General features: G+C 54.9%; 21 protein-coding genes. 10 read left to right on the top strand and 11 right to left on the bottom strand.

Going from position 1 to position 15,255, the window contains the following annotated elements; translation table 11 throughout:
• Position 1 precedes the first annotated feature (1 nt).
• Positions 2-664 (bottom strand): FecR family protein, encoded by a 663-nt coding sequence (locus HUE57_RS03050; protein WP_078483520.1) that lies wholly within the window; start codon positions 662-664, stop codon positions 2-4.
• 14 nt (positions 665-678) lie between these two features.
• A complete protein-coding gene (locus tag HUE57_RS03045) occupies positions 679-2,595 on the bottom strand; it encodes an adenylate/guanylate cyclase domain-containing protein (protein WP_078483519.1) in 1,917 nt (638 codons plus the stop codon).
• Between the two features lie 155 nt (positions 2,596-2,750).
• On the opposite strand from HUE57_RS03045, the gene HUE57_RS03040 reads away from it, so the two are divergent.
• On the top strand, positions 2,751-3,395 hold the full coding sequence (locus HUE57_RS03040) for a YecA/YgfB family protein (RefSeq protein WP_078483518.1): 645 nt from the start codon (positions 2,751-2,753) through the stop codon (positions 3,393-3,395).
• A gap of 91 nt (positions 3,396-3,486) precedes the next feature.
• Here the strand turns inward: HUE57_RS03040 and HUE57_RS03035 are convergent, their stop codons facing one another.
• The 5 genes from HUE57_RS03035 to HUE57_RS03015 form a co-directional block, all read right to left on the bottom strand.
• Positions 3,487-4,818 (bottom strand): ATP-binding protein, encoded by a 1,332-nt coding sequence (locus HUE57_RS03035; RefSeq protein WP_078483517.1) that lies wholly within the window; start codon positions 4,816-4,818, stop codon positions 3,487-3,489.
• Positions 4,815-5,489, bottom strand: coding sequence for a response regulator transcription factor (locus HUE57_RS03030; protein ID WP_078483516.1), 675 nt, complete (start codon positions 5,487-5,489; stop codon positions 4,815-4,817). Before HUE57_RS03030 ends, HUE57_RS03035 begins: the two co-directional genes overlap by 4 nt.
• Before the next feature lie 8 nt (positions 5,490-5,497).
• Complete coding sequence (locus HUE57_RS03025) at positions 5,498-5,749, bottom strand: PepSY domain-containing protein (RefSeq protein WP_078483515.1); 252 nt, start codon at positions 5,747-5,749, stop codon at positions 5,498-5,500.
• Positions 5,750-5,821: 72 nt separating this feature from the next.
• On the bottom strand, positions 5,822-6,403 hold the full coding sequence (locus HUE57_RS03020) for a glycine zipper 2TM domain-containing protein (RefSeq protein ID WP_078483514.1): 582 nt from the start codon (positions 6,401-6,403) through the stop codon (positions 5,822-5,824).
• 74 nt (positions 6,404-6,477) lie between these two features.
• Positions 6,478-6,825: a hypothetical protein gene (locus HUE57_RS03015; RefSeq protein ID WP_078483513.1), complete on the bottom strand. Its 348-nt coding sequence runs from the start codon at positions 6,823-6,825 to the stop codon at positions 6,478-6,480.
• A gap of 312 nt (positions 6,826-7,137) precedes the next feature.
• On the opposite strand from HUE57_RS03015, the gene HUE57_RS03010 reads away from it, so the two are divergent.
• Entirely contained in the window at positions 7,138-7,320 is a 183-nt protein-coding gene (locus tag HUE57_RS03010) for a DUF3391 domain-containing protein (RefSeq protein WP_174672690.1), read from the top strand.
• 14 nt (positions 7,321-7,334) lie between these two features.
• Here the strand turns inward: HUE57_RS03010 and HUE57_RS03005 are convergent, their stop codons facing one another.
• Positions 7,335-7,619, bottom strand: coding sequence for a hypothetical protein (locus tag HUE57_RS03005; protein WP_174672689.1), 285 nt, complete (start codon positions 7,617-7,619; stop codon positions 7,335-7,337).
• 104 nt (positions 7,620-7,723) lie between these two features.
• Here HUE57_RS03005 and HUE57_RS03000 point away from each other — a divergent pair, with 104 nt between their 5' ends.
• From HUE57_RS03000 to HUE57_RS02975, 8 genes are all read left to right on the top strand, one after another.
• Positions 7,724-8,647: an HD-GYP domain-containing protein gene (locus HUE57_RS03000; RefSeq protein ID WP_174672688.1), complete on the top strand. Its 924-nt coding sequence runs from the start codon at positions 7,724-7,726 to the stop codon at positions 8,645-8,647.
• A gap of 11 nt (positions 8,648-8,658) precedes the next feature.
• Entirely contained in the window at positions 8,659-9,957 is a 1,299-nt protein-coding gene (locus HUE57_RS02995; RefSeq protein ID WP_078483511.1) for a putative bifunctional diguanylate cyclase/phosphodiesterase, read from the top strand.
• A gap of 49 nt (positions 9,958-10,006) precedes the next feature.
• On the top strand, positions 10,007-10,315 hold the full coding sequence (locus tag HUE57_RS19910; RefSeq protein WP_320416270.1) for a dienelactone hydrolase family protein: 309 nt from the start codon (positions 10,007-10,009) through the stop codon (positions 10,313-10,315).
• Entirely contained in the window at positions 10,269-10,805 is a 537-nt protein-coding gene (locus tag HUE57_RS02990) for a dienelactone hydrolase family protein (protein WP_320416269.1), read from the top strand. The genes HUE57_RS19910 and HUE57_RS02990 overlap by 47 nt, the downstream gene beginning before the upstream one ends.
• Positions 10,806-10,878: 73 nt before the next feature.
• Positions 10,879-11,391 (top strand): hypothetical protein, encoded by a 513-nt coding sequence (locus HUE57_RS19905; RefSeq protein ID WP_320416268.1) that lies wholly within the window; start codon positions 10,879-10,881, stop codon positions 11,389-11,391.
• A 12-nt stretch (positions 11,392-11,403) separates the two neighbouring features.
• Positions 11,404-11,742, top strand: coding sequence for a hypothetical protein (locus HUE57_RS19900; protein WP_320416267.1), 339 nt, complete (start codon positions 11,404-11,406; stop codon positions 11,740-11,742).
• Between the two features lie 69 nt (positions 11,743-11,811).
• Positions 11,812-12,174 carry a hypothetical protein gene (locus HUE57_RS02980; RefSeq protein ID WP_135622139.1) on the top strand — a complete coding sequence of 121 codons (363 nt, stop codon included), beginning with the start codon at positions 11,812-11,814 and terminating at the stop codon, positions 12,172-12,174.
• A 36-nt stretch (positions 12,175-12,210) separates the two neighbouring features.
• Positions 12,211-12,624 carry a hypothetical protein gene (locus HUE57_RS02975; RefSeq protein WP_078483509.1) on the top strand — a complete coding sequence of 138 codons (414 nt, stop codon included), beginning with the start codon at positions 12,211-12,213 and terminating at the stop codon, positions 12,622-12,624.
• Here HUE57_RS02975 and HUE57_RS02970 read toward each other — a convergent pair.
• The 3 genes from HUE57_RS02970 to HUE57_RS02960 are packed head-to-tail and all read right to left on the bottom strand — an operon-like array spanning position 12,621 to position 15,202.
• Positions 12,621-13,589: a phosphatase domain-containing protein gene (locus tag HUE57_RS02970; protein WP_078483508.1), complete on the bottom strand. Its 969-nt coding sequence runs from the start codon at positions 13,587-13,589 to the stop codon at positions 12,621-12,623. The genes HUE57_RS02975 and HUE57_RS02970 overlap by 4 nt on opposite strands.
• 2 nt (positions 13,590-13,591) lie before the next feature.
• Positions 13,592-14,464, bottom strand: coding sequence for a damage-control phosphatase ARMT1 family protein (locus HUE57_RS02965; RefSeq protein ID WP_078483507.1), 873 nt, complete (start codon positions 14,462-14,464; stop codon positions 13,592-13,594).
• A 30-nt stretch (positions 14,465-14,494) separates the two neighbouring features.
• On the bottom strand, positions 14,495-15,202 hold the full coding sequence (locus HUE57_RS02960) for a DUF3581 domain-containing protein (protein ID WP_078483526.1): 708 nt from the start codon (positions 15,200-15,202) through the stop codon (positions 14,495-14,497).
• Positions 15,203-15,255: the final 53 nt, after the last annotated feature.

The following is a 15,255-nucleotide window of genomic DNA, read 5'->3' as shown; positions in this document are numbered from 1 at the left end:
GCTACTGCAGCGCTTCCTGTTCGGCTTCGAGAATTGCCATGAACTGGTCGTGCAGACGCTGAGCCGCCTCGTTGTTGGGTTGCCGTTTTAGAATCTCCTGCAGCGGCCTCTCCATCCGTTTATAGACCTTCAACTCATCGTAGGTGGTTAGCAGGTAGATCTCCGGGGTGATGTCGTCATCGGCCGATTCAGCTCGCATGGTGGTGTAGTTGGCCTCCGCCTTTCTCACCTTGCGTGCCGTCATCAACGAGCGAACACGGATCATCCCCTGACGTGACTGGATATCGCTGATGACATCTTGAGAGCGTGTCAGTACATCGACCATATAGGGCGGTAGCATCTTGATCGTTGGCGATGCGGTTTCACCCTTGGCGCTGCTCGCATCGATCCCTATTTCCAGTGAAGCGGGCCCACTCCAGAACTCCTGACGACCGTTCTGCAGATAGACTAACTGCAGTTTGCTGTCGGCTCCGATAGAGACCTGGGTGCCGGAGAATATCTTGGCGAAGGGTGGCAGCGGTGCTGCGGCCGTCCCTTCAGTGTGAAAATTGACGCTACCGCTGCTGCGAGTCACAAAGGCACCCGGATCTGGTTCGGCCCAGGCAGTGCCGGTAATCAGCAGAGAGATGAAAAGTGCACATGCAACGCGTAAGACATTCAACATCGGTAGACCTCCAACTAATCCACTGTATCGAGCACTTCGTATAACTCCAGCTCGATGGCTTTCCCCTTGACCGAAACCCTCTGTACCTTGCCCGTGCTCACTTTCTGCTGAGCGCTTTCGATGGTAGCACTGCTGGCGAGAATGACGCAGCCGAGTTCCTTGGTTTTGCCCTCGATACGCGAGGCGGCGTTAACTGTATCGCCGATCACCGTGTACTCGAGTCGGCGCGACGAACCGATGTTGCCAATCACCGCTTCACCGCTGTGCAGCCCGATGCCGATGGCAAACTCAGGCAGGTTACGCTCAGGGAAACGCCCCGTCATCCACACCCTAAAATCGGCCGCTACCTGTTTGATTGCAACGGCCGCTCGAAGTGCCCGGTCGGCGTGATCTTCAAAATGGTAGGGGGCACCAAACTGTACCATGATCGCATCACCGATAAACTTATCGACCGTACCGCCCTCTTCAAGCACGGCGTCACAGGCACGATCGAAATAGGTGTTGAGCATCTCCACCACCTCCTGGGCATCGAGTCGTTCAGAGATGGTGGTGAAGTTTCTGATATCGCTAAACAGTACCGTGATCTGCTCCGTTGTGCCGCCCAGGATCGGCTCCCCGCCGCTCTCGATCAGCTGATCGACAACATTGTCGGAGACATAACGACCAAAGAGTTGGGTGATGCGCTCACGTTCTCGTTCCTCGGAGGCGTGTTTAAAGCTGAGTACACCGAGAAATAGCAGCAGAAGTCCCAACTGTGGTTCGGCTACTGGAATGATGATGTCAGCAACAAAGCCAGCGTAGGCGATGGCGGCGGCGAGTGTTGCACCAAGCAGCAGAATCACTGCTCCGCGTGAACTTTGCTGAAGGTAGAAGAGCCACGCAAAGAGCAGCAGCATCAGCAATTGGTAGGCGATACTGACGGGTAGTGGAAGCGGATGCAGCTCACGCCCACTGAGCATATTCTCGACAATGTTGGCGTGAATCTCTGGACCGATCATGAAGCGACCACCCATGCCCATGAAGCTGGTGGTGTAGGGCGTCTTGTGTACATCGTTCATACCGGCGTAGGCGACGCCGATAATGGCCACCTTGCCGGCAAGTGCGCGGATTTCTGCTTTGCTTGAAGCACCCTCCTGCAGTAGATCGATGAGAGGTACGCGCGGAATGGTCCCCGGAGGTCCGCTGTAACTGATTCGACGCTGCTCGCTACTGCGACTATAGAGGTGATTGTTGATTGACCACTCAGCACTGTGTGCGTCGGCACCGTTGGCGCGTACTGCTAGCAGTGTGGCGAAGGAGAGTGATGGTAGTGCGGCGCGATCACTCTCTCTGCGTAGCTTTAACTCGGGTGCAAGATTGAAGTGGCGCACGCCACCATCGAGGTCGGAGAGCAGGTCGGCGAGGCCAAGATGGGTATTGAGATCGAAATCGGGAACGGCGAGTAGATAGTCTGAGGCGGGTAGCAGTAGTTCATCGAAACCGTCGCTACTCTGCTGTCTGGAGCTGACCATCACCAGTCGACCGGTAGAGATCTCGTTTCGGATCGGAAGGTCGTAGGTGGCAATGCCGCTATCGATTGTGCCCTGATGTTTGCGTAGCCACTGCTCTGGGCTAATCGAGAACATCATATCGAGACCGACAATCGCCACCCCACTCTCACGCAGGACCTGACTCGCCTTGGCGATCTGTGGTGACCAGAACGCCAGCGGTTCATCGCGGTAGGCGTTGAGTGTGGCCTCATCAATGGTGATCAGAACGGTGTGTTCGGGGGTGTGGCGCAGACCGGCGATGCGGTGCCAGAGATCGGAGTAGCTGTTTTCAATCAACTGCAACAGACCTGAGGCGGCCGCGAGCTGGGTGAGTAGCAGGGTGGCAGCGATTAGCAGTGCAAATCGGTTGCGTGTGCGTCGGCCTGTCTGGTCAATCTCCATAACCTCTTAGTATAGGAAAAGAGTGCTGCAGTAAAATGGTCGGGGTTGATGGATGGAACAAACGGGCGCATGCTGTCCAATCTCAGACCGCTGAACGACAATCATTCACTCCACCAGGCAATGAGTGGAGAGAGAGAATAATAGAGGTGTAAGGCATGATCGAATCCAAATTTAGTCGCGATGAGCTCGATACGATCCATCACTACTTTCCTACCAGTGGTGATAGCGACAAACACCTCACCTTTAATCGTCTCACCGGTTTCCTTACCGCGATCGACTGCTCTCCGACTATCATTCCCCCCTCTGCCTGGTGGCGAGCCCTCAAGGAGTTGCCGGAGCTGGAGATCAACTCCGAGCAGGATGAGCAGAAGCTGCAGCCGCTGCTCTATAAACTCAACAGCGAGATCGCCTCATCGCTGGTCTTCAAGAGCTCTGTACTACCGAAGAGCGTCGAACTGGTTGACTACCCTTACGGAACCGCGCCGGTTGAACACTGGTGCCGAGGATTTATGGACGGCATGCTGATCAGCGAGGATGCCTGGTTCGATGTCAAAGATGAGAACGCAGTGGAGAATCTCGAGGTGGGTCTCGGTGTTATCGCACTGCTTGCATCACGCGAAGAGGTGACAAGCGAGACGGAGGAGGAGAACGTAGATGAGCGCATGGAGAAGGCACAGGAGTTTCTGCCTGAAGTAGTAGAGCACCTACACGCGATGGGTCAGTCTGATCTCTATGCACATCTGCGTAGTGAGGATTTTGAGGGTGAACCCGAACTCAATCCTGTTGAACAGCCGAATTGATATCGAGCGATTAGTTTAGATGTGTGTGTACTAAGATTTCATTGATCGAAAGATCAGATCGATATGTGCTATGAATGCAAAAATGCTCTAGTTAGTGGTCGCACCCTGGTAACTTGACCACCACCTTAGTTCCTTCCTGTTCACTACGCATAAAGTTCAATGAACCTTCGTAGGCGTCGATGATATCCATCACCATGGCCAATCCGATGCCGTGTCCTGGTGTCTGTTGATCGAGGCGAGCGCCACGTTTAAGAATCAGCACCTGCTGTTCGTCGGCGATACCCGGGCCGTCATCTTCAATATGAATCTGTAGCCGTTCACCCTGACAGTAGCTGGTAATCGTCACACGATGCTTGGCCCACTTATAGGCGTTGTCGAGCAGATTACCGAGCAGTTCCATCAGATCACCCTCGTCGCCACGGAAGCTGGCACCCTCTTCCAGTTCAGTGGTGGCCGTTACGTTGCGTGAGTGGTGAACCTTGTTGAGGGTGTTGAGTAGTCGTTCGACGACTGGAGCGATATCGATGGGGGCTGCGAGTGCTGAGCGACCTGCTGTGGAGGCGCGCTGCAGTTGATGCTGGACGATTTCGTCCATGCGTTGCACCTGCTCCTGTAGCGGTTGCTGACAGTTGGCATCGGCTTCGATCCCGCGCAGTACCGCCAACGGTGTCTTGAGGCTGTGAGCGAGGTCGGCAAGTGCGTCACGATAGCGTGTCTGTTGGGCGCGTTCATGGTGAAGCAGGGTGTTGATGTTGGCGGTAAGGCGCCGCAGTTCGCGTGGGTAGTCCTCGTGGATGCTCTGCTGTTCGCCACTCTCTACCCTCTTTACTTCGCGGCTGACAGTGCGCAGGGGTTTCAGTCCCCAGGCGAGTGCGGCGGCCTGTGTGATCAGCAGCAGCAGAGCCATCGCGCCAAGCCAGCCCCAGAGGCTGTAACGGTAGCGATTCAACTCGGTCTCAAAGGGGTGCAGATCCTCATAGAGTGTGAAGTGGAGCGGATAACCCTTGCCCTCCACCTCCCACTCGATACCCATGGTGATAGTAAAGAAATCGCCGGCTGCATTTTGGCGTCGACTGAAACTGTCGTTGAGTGTTGCCTCGATCGGTGGTGGTGTGAGGTTCAGACCGACCGCAGAGGCAGAACGCCACAAGGCTCGATTACTGTTTTCTCGAATGACGGCATAGAGCCCCGAACCTGGCAGGCCAAGACGTGGCTCGGCGCTCTGTGTCGGCATCTGTAGATTGCCGCCGCTATCGAGCTCAGCATCGGCCATCAATAGATAGAGCTGGGCAAAGAGGCGATCGCGCACCGCCGCCTCAGCGCGCTGTTGAAACGCCTGGTCGAGTGCCAGCGCGGTGAGGACGACAAACACCGCCACAACAACTGAAGCGGTGATGGTGATACGGGCATTGAGTGAAATCATTCAGCCTCAGTCCGGAAGCAGTAACCGCGTCCACGCAGGGTCTCGATCGGTTTGAGTTCAAACTGTGCCAGTTTGCGTCGCAGACGTCCGATCAGCACCTCGATCACATTGCTATCGCGATCATCATCATGAGGGTAGATGTAGTCGGCCAGTTCACTCTTGGAGACGACCTGACCGGCACGGCGCGCCAGATACTCGAGTAGTTGAAACTCAAAGGCGGTGAGTTCGAGGCTGGCACCGTCGACTGAAACCGACTGACCATCGAGATCGATGCTGAGTGTACCGAGTTCGAGCTGATTACTGGCACTGCCAGCAGCGCGGCGCAGCAGCGCACGAATACGTGCCAGTAGCTCCTCCATCTGGAACGGTTTGACCAGGTAGTCGTCGGCCCCCGCCTCAAGCCCGGTGACCTTCTCCTCCCAGCGCCCACGGGCGGTGAGGATAAGAATGGGTAGTTTGGAGCCGGACTCGCGTAGCTTGCGAATGATATCGAGTCCCGAAATGCCGGGCAGACCAAGATCGACCACGGCCAGATCGGCGGGGTACTCACTGGCTTGATAGAGACCGTCGTTTCCATCACTGGCACGATCGACGCTGTAACCCTCTGCCTCGAGCCGTTCACAGACCTGTGCCAGCAGCGCCGCCTCATCCTCTATCACTAACAGCCGCATCGGGGTTGTTATCTCCGTCTGGCCGGGATGCGAATGACCCGGACCTTACGATCGGGGGTAAGGACCTTGATGCGATGGATACGATCACCGTTGCGCTTTTTAGTGGTAGCCGAGAGAATTCGGCCACCGGTGCGCTCACGCACCTGCTCCACCGCCTCATCGAGACTGGCACCCCCACGCTCACGCCCGTCACGTTCGGCGTAGGCGCTGCCAAAGCTGGCGCAGAAGAGTAGCAGTATGGAGATGAGCAGCTTATTCACATCGATTCTCCGCTTGAGAGCTGGTATTGGCACAAGCATACCGCCTCGGGCGTTAGGGCAAAACTACGCCGGTTACTCGTAGGGGCTGACCTTGACCTTAACCCGTACCCACTTGCCCGGATCACGATTCATGCGGCGACTGAAGGTGTGTCCGTTATAGCGATATCTGACCTGATAACCGACAATCTCTTCACGCTCACGGTAGTCACGACGCTTATCACAGCGGGTCACGGTGGTGGTGTAATCGTCGCGATTATCGCTGCCGCGTGCCATCTCGTGTCCCACGGCTGCACCGACCACGGTACCGAAGACGGTTGCTGCCTTATTTCCCTTACCCTTACCGACCTGGTTACCGATTACACCGCCGATAATACTGCCAGCGATCAGACCCGCCCCAGGTGCGACATCACTGCGCCCGGAGTGGTGCACCTCCTCCTCCCAGCAGTTACGGTTGTGGCGATGGCGGGTTGGTACCCGTACGGTTTGCAGGATGGGATCGACATCGATCACCCGGGCACGGTCGGTGAACGACTTGTGTGTGCTGCGACCATAGTCGCGATCGTAACGGTCGTTATAGTTTCCGTGCCCGGCATAGATTGGTGCCGCGGTGAGGGCAAGGATGAGTGCCGAGGTAATGGTGTGTGAGCTCTTCATGATTTGTCTCCCTTGTTGTGTGGCTTCACTATCGCAGTGGGTAGCTGAGCGCTGACTGAACGGCGGCCAGGCGACTAAAAGATGTCCCGGTAGTCGATAGAGAAGACGATTCGTCCGTCGCTGTCGCCGTAGATTCGATAGTGGTCGCGACCATAATCACGATGGGTGTGACGACGGTATTTGTGCTTCAGGGCGTGTATGTTGGCATGCGCCCGTTTGCCGTGACGGTAGGCGTGTTTGCCGGGTTTGGCATGCCAGCGGTAGTAGTCGTGCAGATGACGCTTCTGGTAGCTTGAGTAGCGATCTCCCGAGCGATAGTCGCGGTGATCGCGGTCGTGCGCTGCGGCAGTGCCCGGCAGCAGTGAGAGAGAGAGCAGTCCGGCGAGGGCTATTCCAATAGTGGTTCTAGTCTTGTTGTTCATGGCGTGCCTCCTTGGTTGGGTATCTGGAGCGATTTGCTCCTTGCACGCCTTCAATCTACGCCCGCCATACTGAACCCAGGCTGAACGAATCTGTGATGTTGCTCTGCAAGCGTGGTCAGGTGATGTTTCTGTTAAATGGCATCAGAGTGAGACCGGGCTATGCTGTTATCGAGGGGATATGGATGGAGATTGGGGGAGAGAGATGCAGATCTTGTTTGCGGGGTGGCAGCGCCAGTATAGTCAGTGGTCCATGAGAGCATTTCGTTCCAGAGTGGGAAGTGATTCCCGACGTTCGACTAAGGGATAGAGAAGATGTCGCTGGATAAAGTAAAGGTGAGCGTGGGGGATCTGAAGAAGGGAATGTTTGTCGCCGATCTCGATCGCCCCTGGCTCGATACACCCTTCCCGTTTCAGGGGTTTATTGTTACCCACGAGGATATTCCGCGCCCGCTGACCGCCATGGATAGCGAAGCGAAGGCGGTTAGTCCGCGATAGTCGACGCCGTCTGCCTATTCGTAGTTGAGAGCGCGAGCGAACGACGAAGAAGATGCAGCAGCGGCTTTATGTCGGCGTAGAGTCACTGAGGGAGTTGTGTAGAGCCGCGAAGAGGTGATTACGCAACGAACGCAGGACGTCGGGGCGCCGTAGGCATAAATGGTCGCGTTAAGTTTTTGCTGTTTGCTTGGGCTTGGATGCCCAAAACAAACTTTCGCAAAATAGCGACTCCCCGATCGCGCAGTACTGTCGCGCGGTCTATATCGATGTCGAGAAGAGTGAAGAGGCTGAGCGGCCATCGCTCGGTTCGCTGGAAAAAGTAAAACCGTCCAGTGATGTACTGTTCGACAAGAAACGCCAGATTGTCTATCAACGCACTGCTTCACGTGATGATGAATTGAAGGTGGCAAAGCACACTTACGACGGCATGCAGAACGCCTACGATAAGCTGATTGTCGATGTGGCGACCAACAAGAAGATCAACATCCCACAGCTCAAACAGGCGATCGTGCCGATGGTCGACAGCGTGATACGTAATCCCGATGCGCTGATTCTGCTAACACGCCTTAAGTCGATCGATGCCTACGCCTATCTACACGCCATGAGCTGTGCCGTACTGGCCGTCGCGATGGGTCGCCATATCGGCCTGCCAAAAACGATGTTGCAGGAGCTGGCACTGGGGGCGGCACTGTTCGATATAGGGCGTGCCCGAATAAATCACGAACTACTCACCAGGCCACGTCGACTCAGTGATGATGAGATGGTAGAGGTGCGTAAACATGTCGACTATGCGGTCGAGATGGTCAAGCGAAATGGCCATATATCAGCCAGTGCAGTGCACATGATTGAGACCCATCATGAACGTCACGACGGTTCTGGATATCCTGAAGGACTGAAGGGGGAGGAGATCCCTCTGTTTGGGCGCATCGCAGGTATCGTCGATTGTTACGATGCAATTACCACCACCCGCCCTCATGCCAAGCCGGTCTCACCCGATGAGGCGATAAGGCTTCTCTACCAGTGGCGCGATATCGATTTTCAAGGTGCGATCATCGAACAGTTTATTCAGGTGATCGGAATCTACCCTGTTGGCACCATTGTGCAGTTGAGTGATGGTCGTGTTGGTATCGTCGTGGCACAGCACCTGGAGGCGCGCCTTCGCCCGGTCGTGATGGTTCTAATGGAGTCTGACAAGCAGCTGCTCGATGATTATTACGAGTTTGATATGCGTAAACACACCTCAGGACACAATGGGCAGGCACTCAGCATCAGTCATAGCTTGTCACCCGGTAGTTACGGTATTGATCCAGCAGAGTATTTCATCTAGGTACTGTTGCGATGGATATTATTGAGCTTCGAACCCAGCGTGAAGGTGCGGCAATCGAGCGCATCGATGCAGCGATAAAAAAGGGTGAATCATCACATCAACGTATAGCGGTGCTATCGGTCAAGATCGGTGGTGCAGCCCACCTGCGTGCACTGTTTGGTAGCGGTGAAGGTGAGCAGATGCTCAAGGAGATTCACCAGCGCATGGTCGGTACGCTTCGGCTCAGTGATAGTGTGATTGTACTGAGCGAATCGGAAGTACTGCTGATCTTGTTTGGTGTTAAGAATATGGGGCATGCGCGCCTTGCTGTGCGTAAGTTGCTACACCTGTTGACACATCACGTAGAGATCGATGAAGACAAGTTCCGTATCAAACCAGTAATCGGTATTGCGACCTATCCCGATGGGGCCAATAGCGGTGCGGAGTTACTCAAATCCGCCGTACTGGCGCGAAGCTTGGCAGAGGATCGTGGTGAAGAGTACATCTTCTACTGCACAGCCTTACAGAGTGAGCAGAGTGAGCAGAGTGAGCAGAGTGTCAGTTGGAATATCGAGTATGAGGTTGAACGTGCCATTGATAACGATGAGTTCGAGCTCTACTACCAGCCACAGGTCGAGTTAAACAGCGGCAAGGTGATCGGCGCGGAGGCACTGCTGCGTTGGAACCATCCACAACGGGGCATGGTTCCACCGGGACAGTTCATACCGTTGGCCGAGAAGACCGATGCGATTCACCCACTAACGCGTTGGACCCTGCACAATGCGCTTCGCCATGTTGGTGAGTGGCCCAAGAGTGAATCTAAGTCGACTATTTCGGTCAATATCGCCAGCCGCAACTTCAACCAGCCAAGCTTTCAGGAAGTGGTGGAGAATGGACTGTCACTGTGGGGAGTAGATCCTCAGCGTCTGGTGCTCGAGATTACGGAAGGTGCGCTACTTCACGATGTTGAGTACACCACAGCAGTGCTCGAATCGCTGCGAACACTAGGGATAAAGGTATCGGTAGATGACTTCGGTACCGGTTACTCATCGCTTGCCTATATCAAACAGCTTCCGGTTGATGAGTTGAAGATCGATCAGTCCTTTATTCACGATATCTTAAAGAGCGTGCATGAGCAGAAAATCGTCGAAATTATTCTCAAGATTGCACAGGATTTCGGTTTTAGTGTATTAGCCGAGGGGATCGAAGAGCCGGGTGCACTCGAGATTCTGAAAAACTTAAAATGTGGTTTTGGTCAGGGCTATCTATTTGCGCGCCCAATGCCACATACTGAATACTGCGCATGGTTACAGTCGCATAACAAACACTGAAAACGCTACATTTCTAACTGACCTATTTCCGCCCTGGAGAGATATCCCGATGAAGCAGCTACTGATCTTATTAACCCTGTTCGCCGCTACACTGCACAACGTGGAGGCGGCCTTTGTTGGTGAGGAGATCCAGTACAGCAGTGGCGATACAGTAATGAAGGGCTATCTTGCCTACGACAATGAGGTTAAGGACAAACGCCCCGGCATCCTGGTGGTTCACGAGTGGTGGGGTCACAATGAATATGCGCGCAAACGTGCGCGTATGCTCGCTGAGATGGGTTATGTGGCGCTGGCGGTCGATATGTATGGTGATGGCAAGCAGGCCGCTCATCCCAGGATGCGGAAAATTTTCCGGTGAACTGAAAAAGAATATGCCACTCGCCGAGGCGCGTTTTATGGCGGCGTTGAAGACGTTGACCTCACACGCTTCGGTCGATCCGGAACAGACCGCGGCGATCGGTTACTGCTTCGGTGGTGGGCTGGTGCTGGAGATGGCGCGGCGCGGTATAGACCTCGATGCTGTTGCATCCTTCCACGGCTCACTGACTACATCAACACCGGCAGAGAGAGGCAAGGTCAAGGCACGCATTATGGTGGCCAATGGCGCTGATGACCCCTTCGTTAAGGCGGAGGATATTGTGGCGTTTAAAGATGAGATGAACAGCGCACTGGTCAGCTTCAGCTTCAAGAACTACGAGGGTGCCAAGCACAGCTTTACCTATCCCGGCGCCGATAAGTATGGCAAGCAGTTTGGAATTCCACTCGCTTACAACAAAGAGGCGGATGAGCAGTCGTGGTCAGCGATGGATCGACTTCTCCGTCTGGTATTCGAGCGCCACAATCGTTGATTCCATGATTCCATGATTCCATGATTTGATGAGAGGCCATGGGAAGGCCTCAATAACAGCCAGGGAGGGCGTTATGTCACCGGAATATCTGCGTAGCAAGATTACGCCAGCACTCTGTTTTGTTTTCTTAATCGCGCACTCTATAACCCCACTCTATGCGGCAGAGCGACCCGCACTGATGCTTGCCAATAGCTATCGTCAGGGTAACGATGTGAGTGCGTATTGGGTTAGTGAAAAGCTCGATGGAGTACGTGCCTATTGGAGCGGTAGTGAACTCATCTCGCGTGGCGGTAATCGTTTTCAGGCTCCCAGCTGGTTCACTGTAGATTTTCCAGCAACTCCCCTTGATGGTGAACTGTGGATGGGACGAGGCCGTTTCGGGACGCTAAGTGGTGCGGTTCGACGTTATGTGCCGAACGAGGAGGAGTGGCGAGAGATCCGATTCATGGTGTTTGACCTGCCCAGCGCAACGGGCAGCTTTGATGATCGGTTGAAGGCGTTAAAGGGAGTCGTTTCGACCACCGCTTCTGCCTATATAGTTCTGGTCGAGCAGTGGCGAGTCGCGAGTGAGTCGGAGTTGATGTAGCAGCTCGATGCCGTGGTCACTGCAGGGGGTGAGGGGTTGATGCTTCACCACGCCAATGCACGATATCGTGCCTTCAGATCAGACGATCTACTAAAACTGAAGCGTTATCAGGATGCTGAGGCGATCGTGATCGAACACCTGCCGGGTAAGGGGAAGTACCTCGGTCAGGTTGGTTCGCTGCTGGTTGAGGATGAGAGTGGCAGGCGCTTTAGACTGGGTAGTGGCCTGAGTGATCAAGAGCGTCGAACGCCGCCCCCCATTGGTGCCATCGTGACCTATAAATATTACGGTCTGACGCAAAGCGGTCTGCCACGCTTCGCATCATTTCTACGCCTGCGAAACACCCAATAGTTGTAGCATTTTTTCATCAGGCCACCGTAGGTAATAATGGCGCTACGCGCATTAAAGTCTGGAGCTCTCTTGGTCCATCGCCTCACCGATCCCTTCTCATCACTGCAGCGACTCAGCCAGTCGGTAGTTCAAGCGGGTGAGATGCTGGGTCTCTACCGAGCCGAGGTGGCGCGGCTGCTTGGCCTTCAGTGTGAAGATGTCGGTGCGTTGTTTGAGGGACGAAATCTGTTGGTTGAGGGGAGCGATGCCTGGGATCGGGCTGAGCAGTTTATCCGCCTCTATCAGGCACTCCACGAGCGGATGGAGGGTGATGGGGTGCGCATGTATCATTGGCTTCGTGCTGAGAGTGGAGAGTTTGGTAGTTCACCCTTTCTGCTCATGGTCGATGAAGGGCGACTGGCTGATGTACTAGCCTATCTTGAACAGGGATAGCGCCTATCTAGTGATGTAAGTAGTGAGAGCAATGAGATGAAAAATAGTGCCACAGCCACCGTCCACTTCTATTTCAAGGGTGAGAAGTTCGAACCCTCCATAGAGGTCGATTTCGATAAGATCATCGCCATGCACGGTGTCATTCCCGCGCTCTATACAACGATTGCCAAGCGTAACGGCATCGATAGTTACTCCTATGAGTACGAGATGATGGAGGCGGAGCCGGTCACCTACTCCAATGCCACAGGTGTGGTTACCGACTTTATCAGTGAGGGTCAGCTTGATACCGAGGGTTTCATAGCTGCATGGTATGAACAACGGTTGATGGAGAAGCTCGCTACCATTGCCAAACAGCACCTGGAGATCGATAACCTCGAAGAACAGGCGGCGCTCAAGGCGGCGCTGAGTGAGGCGTACCGATTGGGACGTGCCGAAACGAGCCGCGACTAAAAGAAGCCCTGCTGTTCAGCAATCGCAGAGAGTAGTGAACGGCCCGCATCGAGATTGTTATAGATGCCGTGGCGATTATCGATCCACCACTTGGCATCGGCCTGCTCCTCCAGCCATTTGATCGAGCGGTCGATGCCCTGCTTAACCGTGTACCAGTGGTCGGGATCTTCACGCTGCGCCTCTGCATCGACCTGATCGATCCAGCTCAAGACCTTATCGACAGCACCAAAACCCTTCTGTCGTATCCCCTCAGCCCACTCCGTCTGTCGCTCAGAACCCTCCAGTGGGGGCAGGCCACGCCCCTGGGCGTGCAGTCGAGCGACGGTCGCCTTCTGTTTCTGCTCTTTCTGCTGCTCTCGAACCTGACATTGTCGACAGGGACCGGCGGTGAGCTGTTGGGTGCGTTCATCCCAGCTGAAGTCCTCGTCGCCATAGAAGGGGTAGAGGGTGGTGTGATCACAGCTGTGGTTGATCACCCGCAGTTCGAATAGTTCTCGCGACTCGCCGTTGCCCTGATTGTGACCGATCAGGGTGCAAGGGATGATGCGTTCCAGCGCCAGTTGTGCCACATCGAGATGGCTGTCGGACTCGTAGATACGTCGGATCGGACGCTGTGGATAGCGTCGATCGAGTAGTGCGGCCTTGAACTTGGCTGAGCTGTTGAACTCCCTCTCTGGGCGTAACCAGAGCGCGTCATAACCGATGTCCCACTGTGCCAGCCAGTTGATAGTTTCATTGCGTACCGCCGCACTGCGTCCGCTAATGATGACTAACTCGGTACCTTCACTACGGGCGTGGTTGAGTCGATCGACCAGAGGCAGGTTGGGCATGTCATCGATACAGGCGGCGTGGAATCGATCCCAATGTTTCTCACCCTCTTCGTTATAGAGGTGATGAAGGCGATGCTCGATCAGTGCCAGTACGCCATCGAGGCCGCAGATAACGATTTCACCCGGTCTGTCCATCGTTAAACGCCGGTTTCCGCCTCTGCTGTCTCGGCCTGGTCCTGCAAAATAATGATCGACTTCTCGGCGACGCTGAGATGATCGGCTACCACGCCACATTTCGCCTGCAGCAAGAAAAAGAGTCCGCTACGACTACCGCTGAGACTCTCGAAGTTGGCCATCCCCTTGGCGATGATCAGCTCGGCGCGGTCGAAGCGATTACGGAACTCTGCGCTGCAGCGCTCTAGTAGTGTTCCCATCGAGGCGGCACCGTTATCGATAATCTCACACGCCTGGTCGAGACCGGCGGCCAGCGCATCATCACGGGTGGCATCATTGACCGTAGCACCGCCCTTCACCACGTAAGTAACGGGCAGTTCGAGCTGTTCGATCAGCAGACGATCAAGCACCGTCTCGCCGGCATTATCGGCCAGGTAGAGAACCTGCTCGGCGTGGCTGAGTGCTTCGCGTAGTTCAGGCAGATGGTTAATGGCGGGTGTGAGTTTGATCACCCGCTCGATACTCGCCTCGAGATCGTAGGCATCGGCTACACCGAGATCGATGATATTGCCGGCGATGGCGAGGCGAATCGCGGTATCAAGCGGATCATCGGCATCTGCCAGCAGCTGCTTCAGTTTGGGGTAGAGGCTGAGCGCATGTTCAGTGGCGCTCTGTTTTGCAGCCAGATAGGGGTCACTACAGCCGCTCTCGTGGCGAATCATGGCGTGCAGGTCAGAGGCGATGATCGGTGGTGTGGCGCTGGCGGATGGCTGTTGCAGCTGGGCCTGTGCCGTTGCCAGTAGTTCATCGGTTCTGGCGGCGCTCAGGTTTAGACGTTTGGCCGCATCACTGGCCTGGCGCAGAAAGCACTGATGACAGGCTGGTTTGGTCTCCATGGTGGGAGAGTTAGGGTCTGTTAACAGATCCTAACCCGCGTAGGCCTCTTTGCCGGCATTGAAGTTGCTGACCAGGGTGTCGATCTTCTGCTGGTCATATTCGCGAAGACCGCTCAACACCATGCTCTTCGAACCACGCCCTACCACCTCATCACCCGACATCAGATTGAAGTCGAGGCGGACGTTACCACGCTTACCCTCAACCTCTAGTGACGATCCACTCAGCTCCAGCTTCGGATCGGTGATATCTAACCGATCGATGTCGATCGACATGCTTTCGTAGATTACCAGTGGTCGGTCAGTGTTGATCATCACGTTGTGCTGCTTCATCAGCGGCACCAGAATGTGGGGAAAGGTCTGGCCAGAGAATTCGACATAGCTACAGGCGAGTGAGCGAACCAGATTCTGCTCCTGATCGTTATCGCCAGATCGCTCAACGGTCAGATAGGTCTTGCCGTTCTCATCACAGATCGCCAGCTTCTCATCCTCTGACTCCGGGAAGTGAAGTGGCGTGGCATCACCCACCATGCCCTCGAAGTTGAAGTGCATCTTCTGGCTCACGCCGTAACGAGTGAGGATCAGTGCAAACAGCAGGTCACCGGGTACGACGAAGCGCTTTGCATCCTCATTGTGGATCGGGTTGAAATCGCCCGCTACACGTTTGGCAAAGGTGCTCGCCTGTTGGCGTGAGATCCGGATCGATCCTTCGTCATTGCTAAAAAACTGATCTAAAAACATCTTCATATGACCACTGTAGGGAACGCTCAGGTGGCGCCCCATTCATTATTGTT

The sequence above is a fragment of the Candidatus Reidiella endopervernicosa genome (assembly GCF_013343005.1).
Lineage (GTDB): Bacteria > Pseudomonadota > Gammaproteobacteria.
Note: the sequence above shows the minus strand (reverse complement) of the source record. Positions and strands in the feature narration are given on the sequence as shown.

What these genes read in the sequence shown, in the direction of transcription:
- HUE57_RS03050 (WP_078483520.1), bottom strand. Translation starts at nt 664, where the DNA reads ATGTTGAATGTCTTACGCGTTGCATGTGCACTTTTCATCTCTCTGCTG.
- HUE57_RS03045 (WP_078483519.1), bottom strand. Translation starts at nt 2,595, where the DNA reads ATGGAGATTGACCAGACAGGCCGACGCACACGCAACCGATTTGCACTG.
- HUE57_RS03040 (WP_078483518.1), top strand. Translation starts at nt 2,751, where the DNA reads ATGATCGAATCCAAATTTAGTCGCGATGAGCTCGATACGATCCATCAC.
- HUE57_RS03035 (WP_078483517.1), bottom strand. Translation starts at nt 4,818, where the DNA reads ATGATTTCACTCAATGCCCGTATCACCATCACCGCTTCAGTTGTTGTG.
- HUE57_RS03030 (WP_078483516.1), bottom strand. Translation starts at nt 5,489, where the DNA reads ATGCGGCTGTTAGTGATAGAGGATGAGGCGGCGCTGCTGGCACAGGTC.
- HUE57_RS03020 (WP_078483514.1), bottom strand. Translation starts at nt 6,403, where the DNA reads ATGAAGAGCTCACACACCATTACCTCGGCACTCATCCTTGCCCTCACC.
- HUE57_RS03015 (WP_078483513.1), bottom strand. Translation starts at nt 6,825, where the DNA reads ATGAACAACAAGACTAGAACCACTATTGGAATAGCCCTCGCCGGACTG.
- HUE57_RS03010 (WP_174672690.1), top strand. Translation starts at nt 7,138, where the DNA reads ATGTCGCTGGATAAAGTAAAGGTGAGCGTGGGGGATCTGAAGAAGGGA.
- HUE57_RS03005 (WP_174672689.1), bottom strand. Translation starts at nt 7,619, where the DNA reads ATGGCCGCTCAGCCTCTTCACTCTTCTCGACATCGATATAGACCGCGC.
- HUE57_RS02995 (WP_078483511.1), top strand. Translation starts at nt 8,659, where the DNA reads ATGGATATTATTGAGCTTCGAACCCAGCGTGAAGGTGCGGCAATCGAG.
- HUE57_RS19910 (WP_320416270.1), top strand. Translation starts at nt 10,007, where the DNA reads ATGAAGCAGCTACTGATCTTATTAACCCTGTTCGCCGCTACACTGCAC.
- HUE57_RS02990 (WP_320416269.1), top strand. Translation starts at nt 10,269, where the DNA reads ATGGCAAGCAGGCCGCTCATCCCAGGATGCGGAAAATTTTCCGGTGAA.
- HUE57_RS19905 (WP_320416268.1), top strand. Translation starts at nt 10,879, where the DNA reads ATGTCACCGGAATATCTGCGTAGCAAGATTACGCCAGCACTCTGTTTT.
- HUE57_RS02975 (WP_078483509.1), top strand. Translation starts at nt 12,211, where the DNA reads ATGAAAAATAGTGCCACAGCCACCGTCCACTTCTATTTCAAGGGTGAG.
- HUE57_RS02970 (WP_078483508.1), bottom strand. Translation starts at nt 13,589, where the DNA reads ATGGACAGACCGGGTGAAATCGTTATCTGCGGCCTCGATGGCGTACTG.
- HUE57_RS02965 (WP_078483507.1), bottom strand. Translation starts at nt 14,464, where the DNA reads ATGGAGACCAAACCAGCCTGTCATCAGTGCTTTCTGCGCCAGGCCAGT.
- HUE57_RS02960 (WP_078483526.1), bottom strand. Translation starts at nt 15,202, where the DNA reads ATGTTTTTAGATCAGTTTTTTAGCAATGACGAAGGATCGATCCGGATC.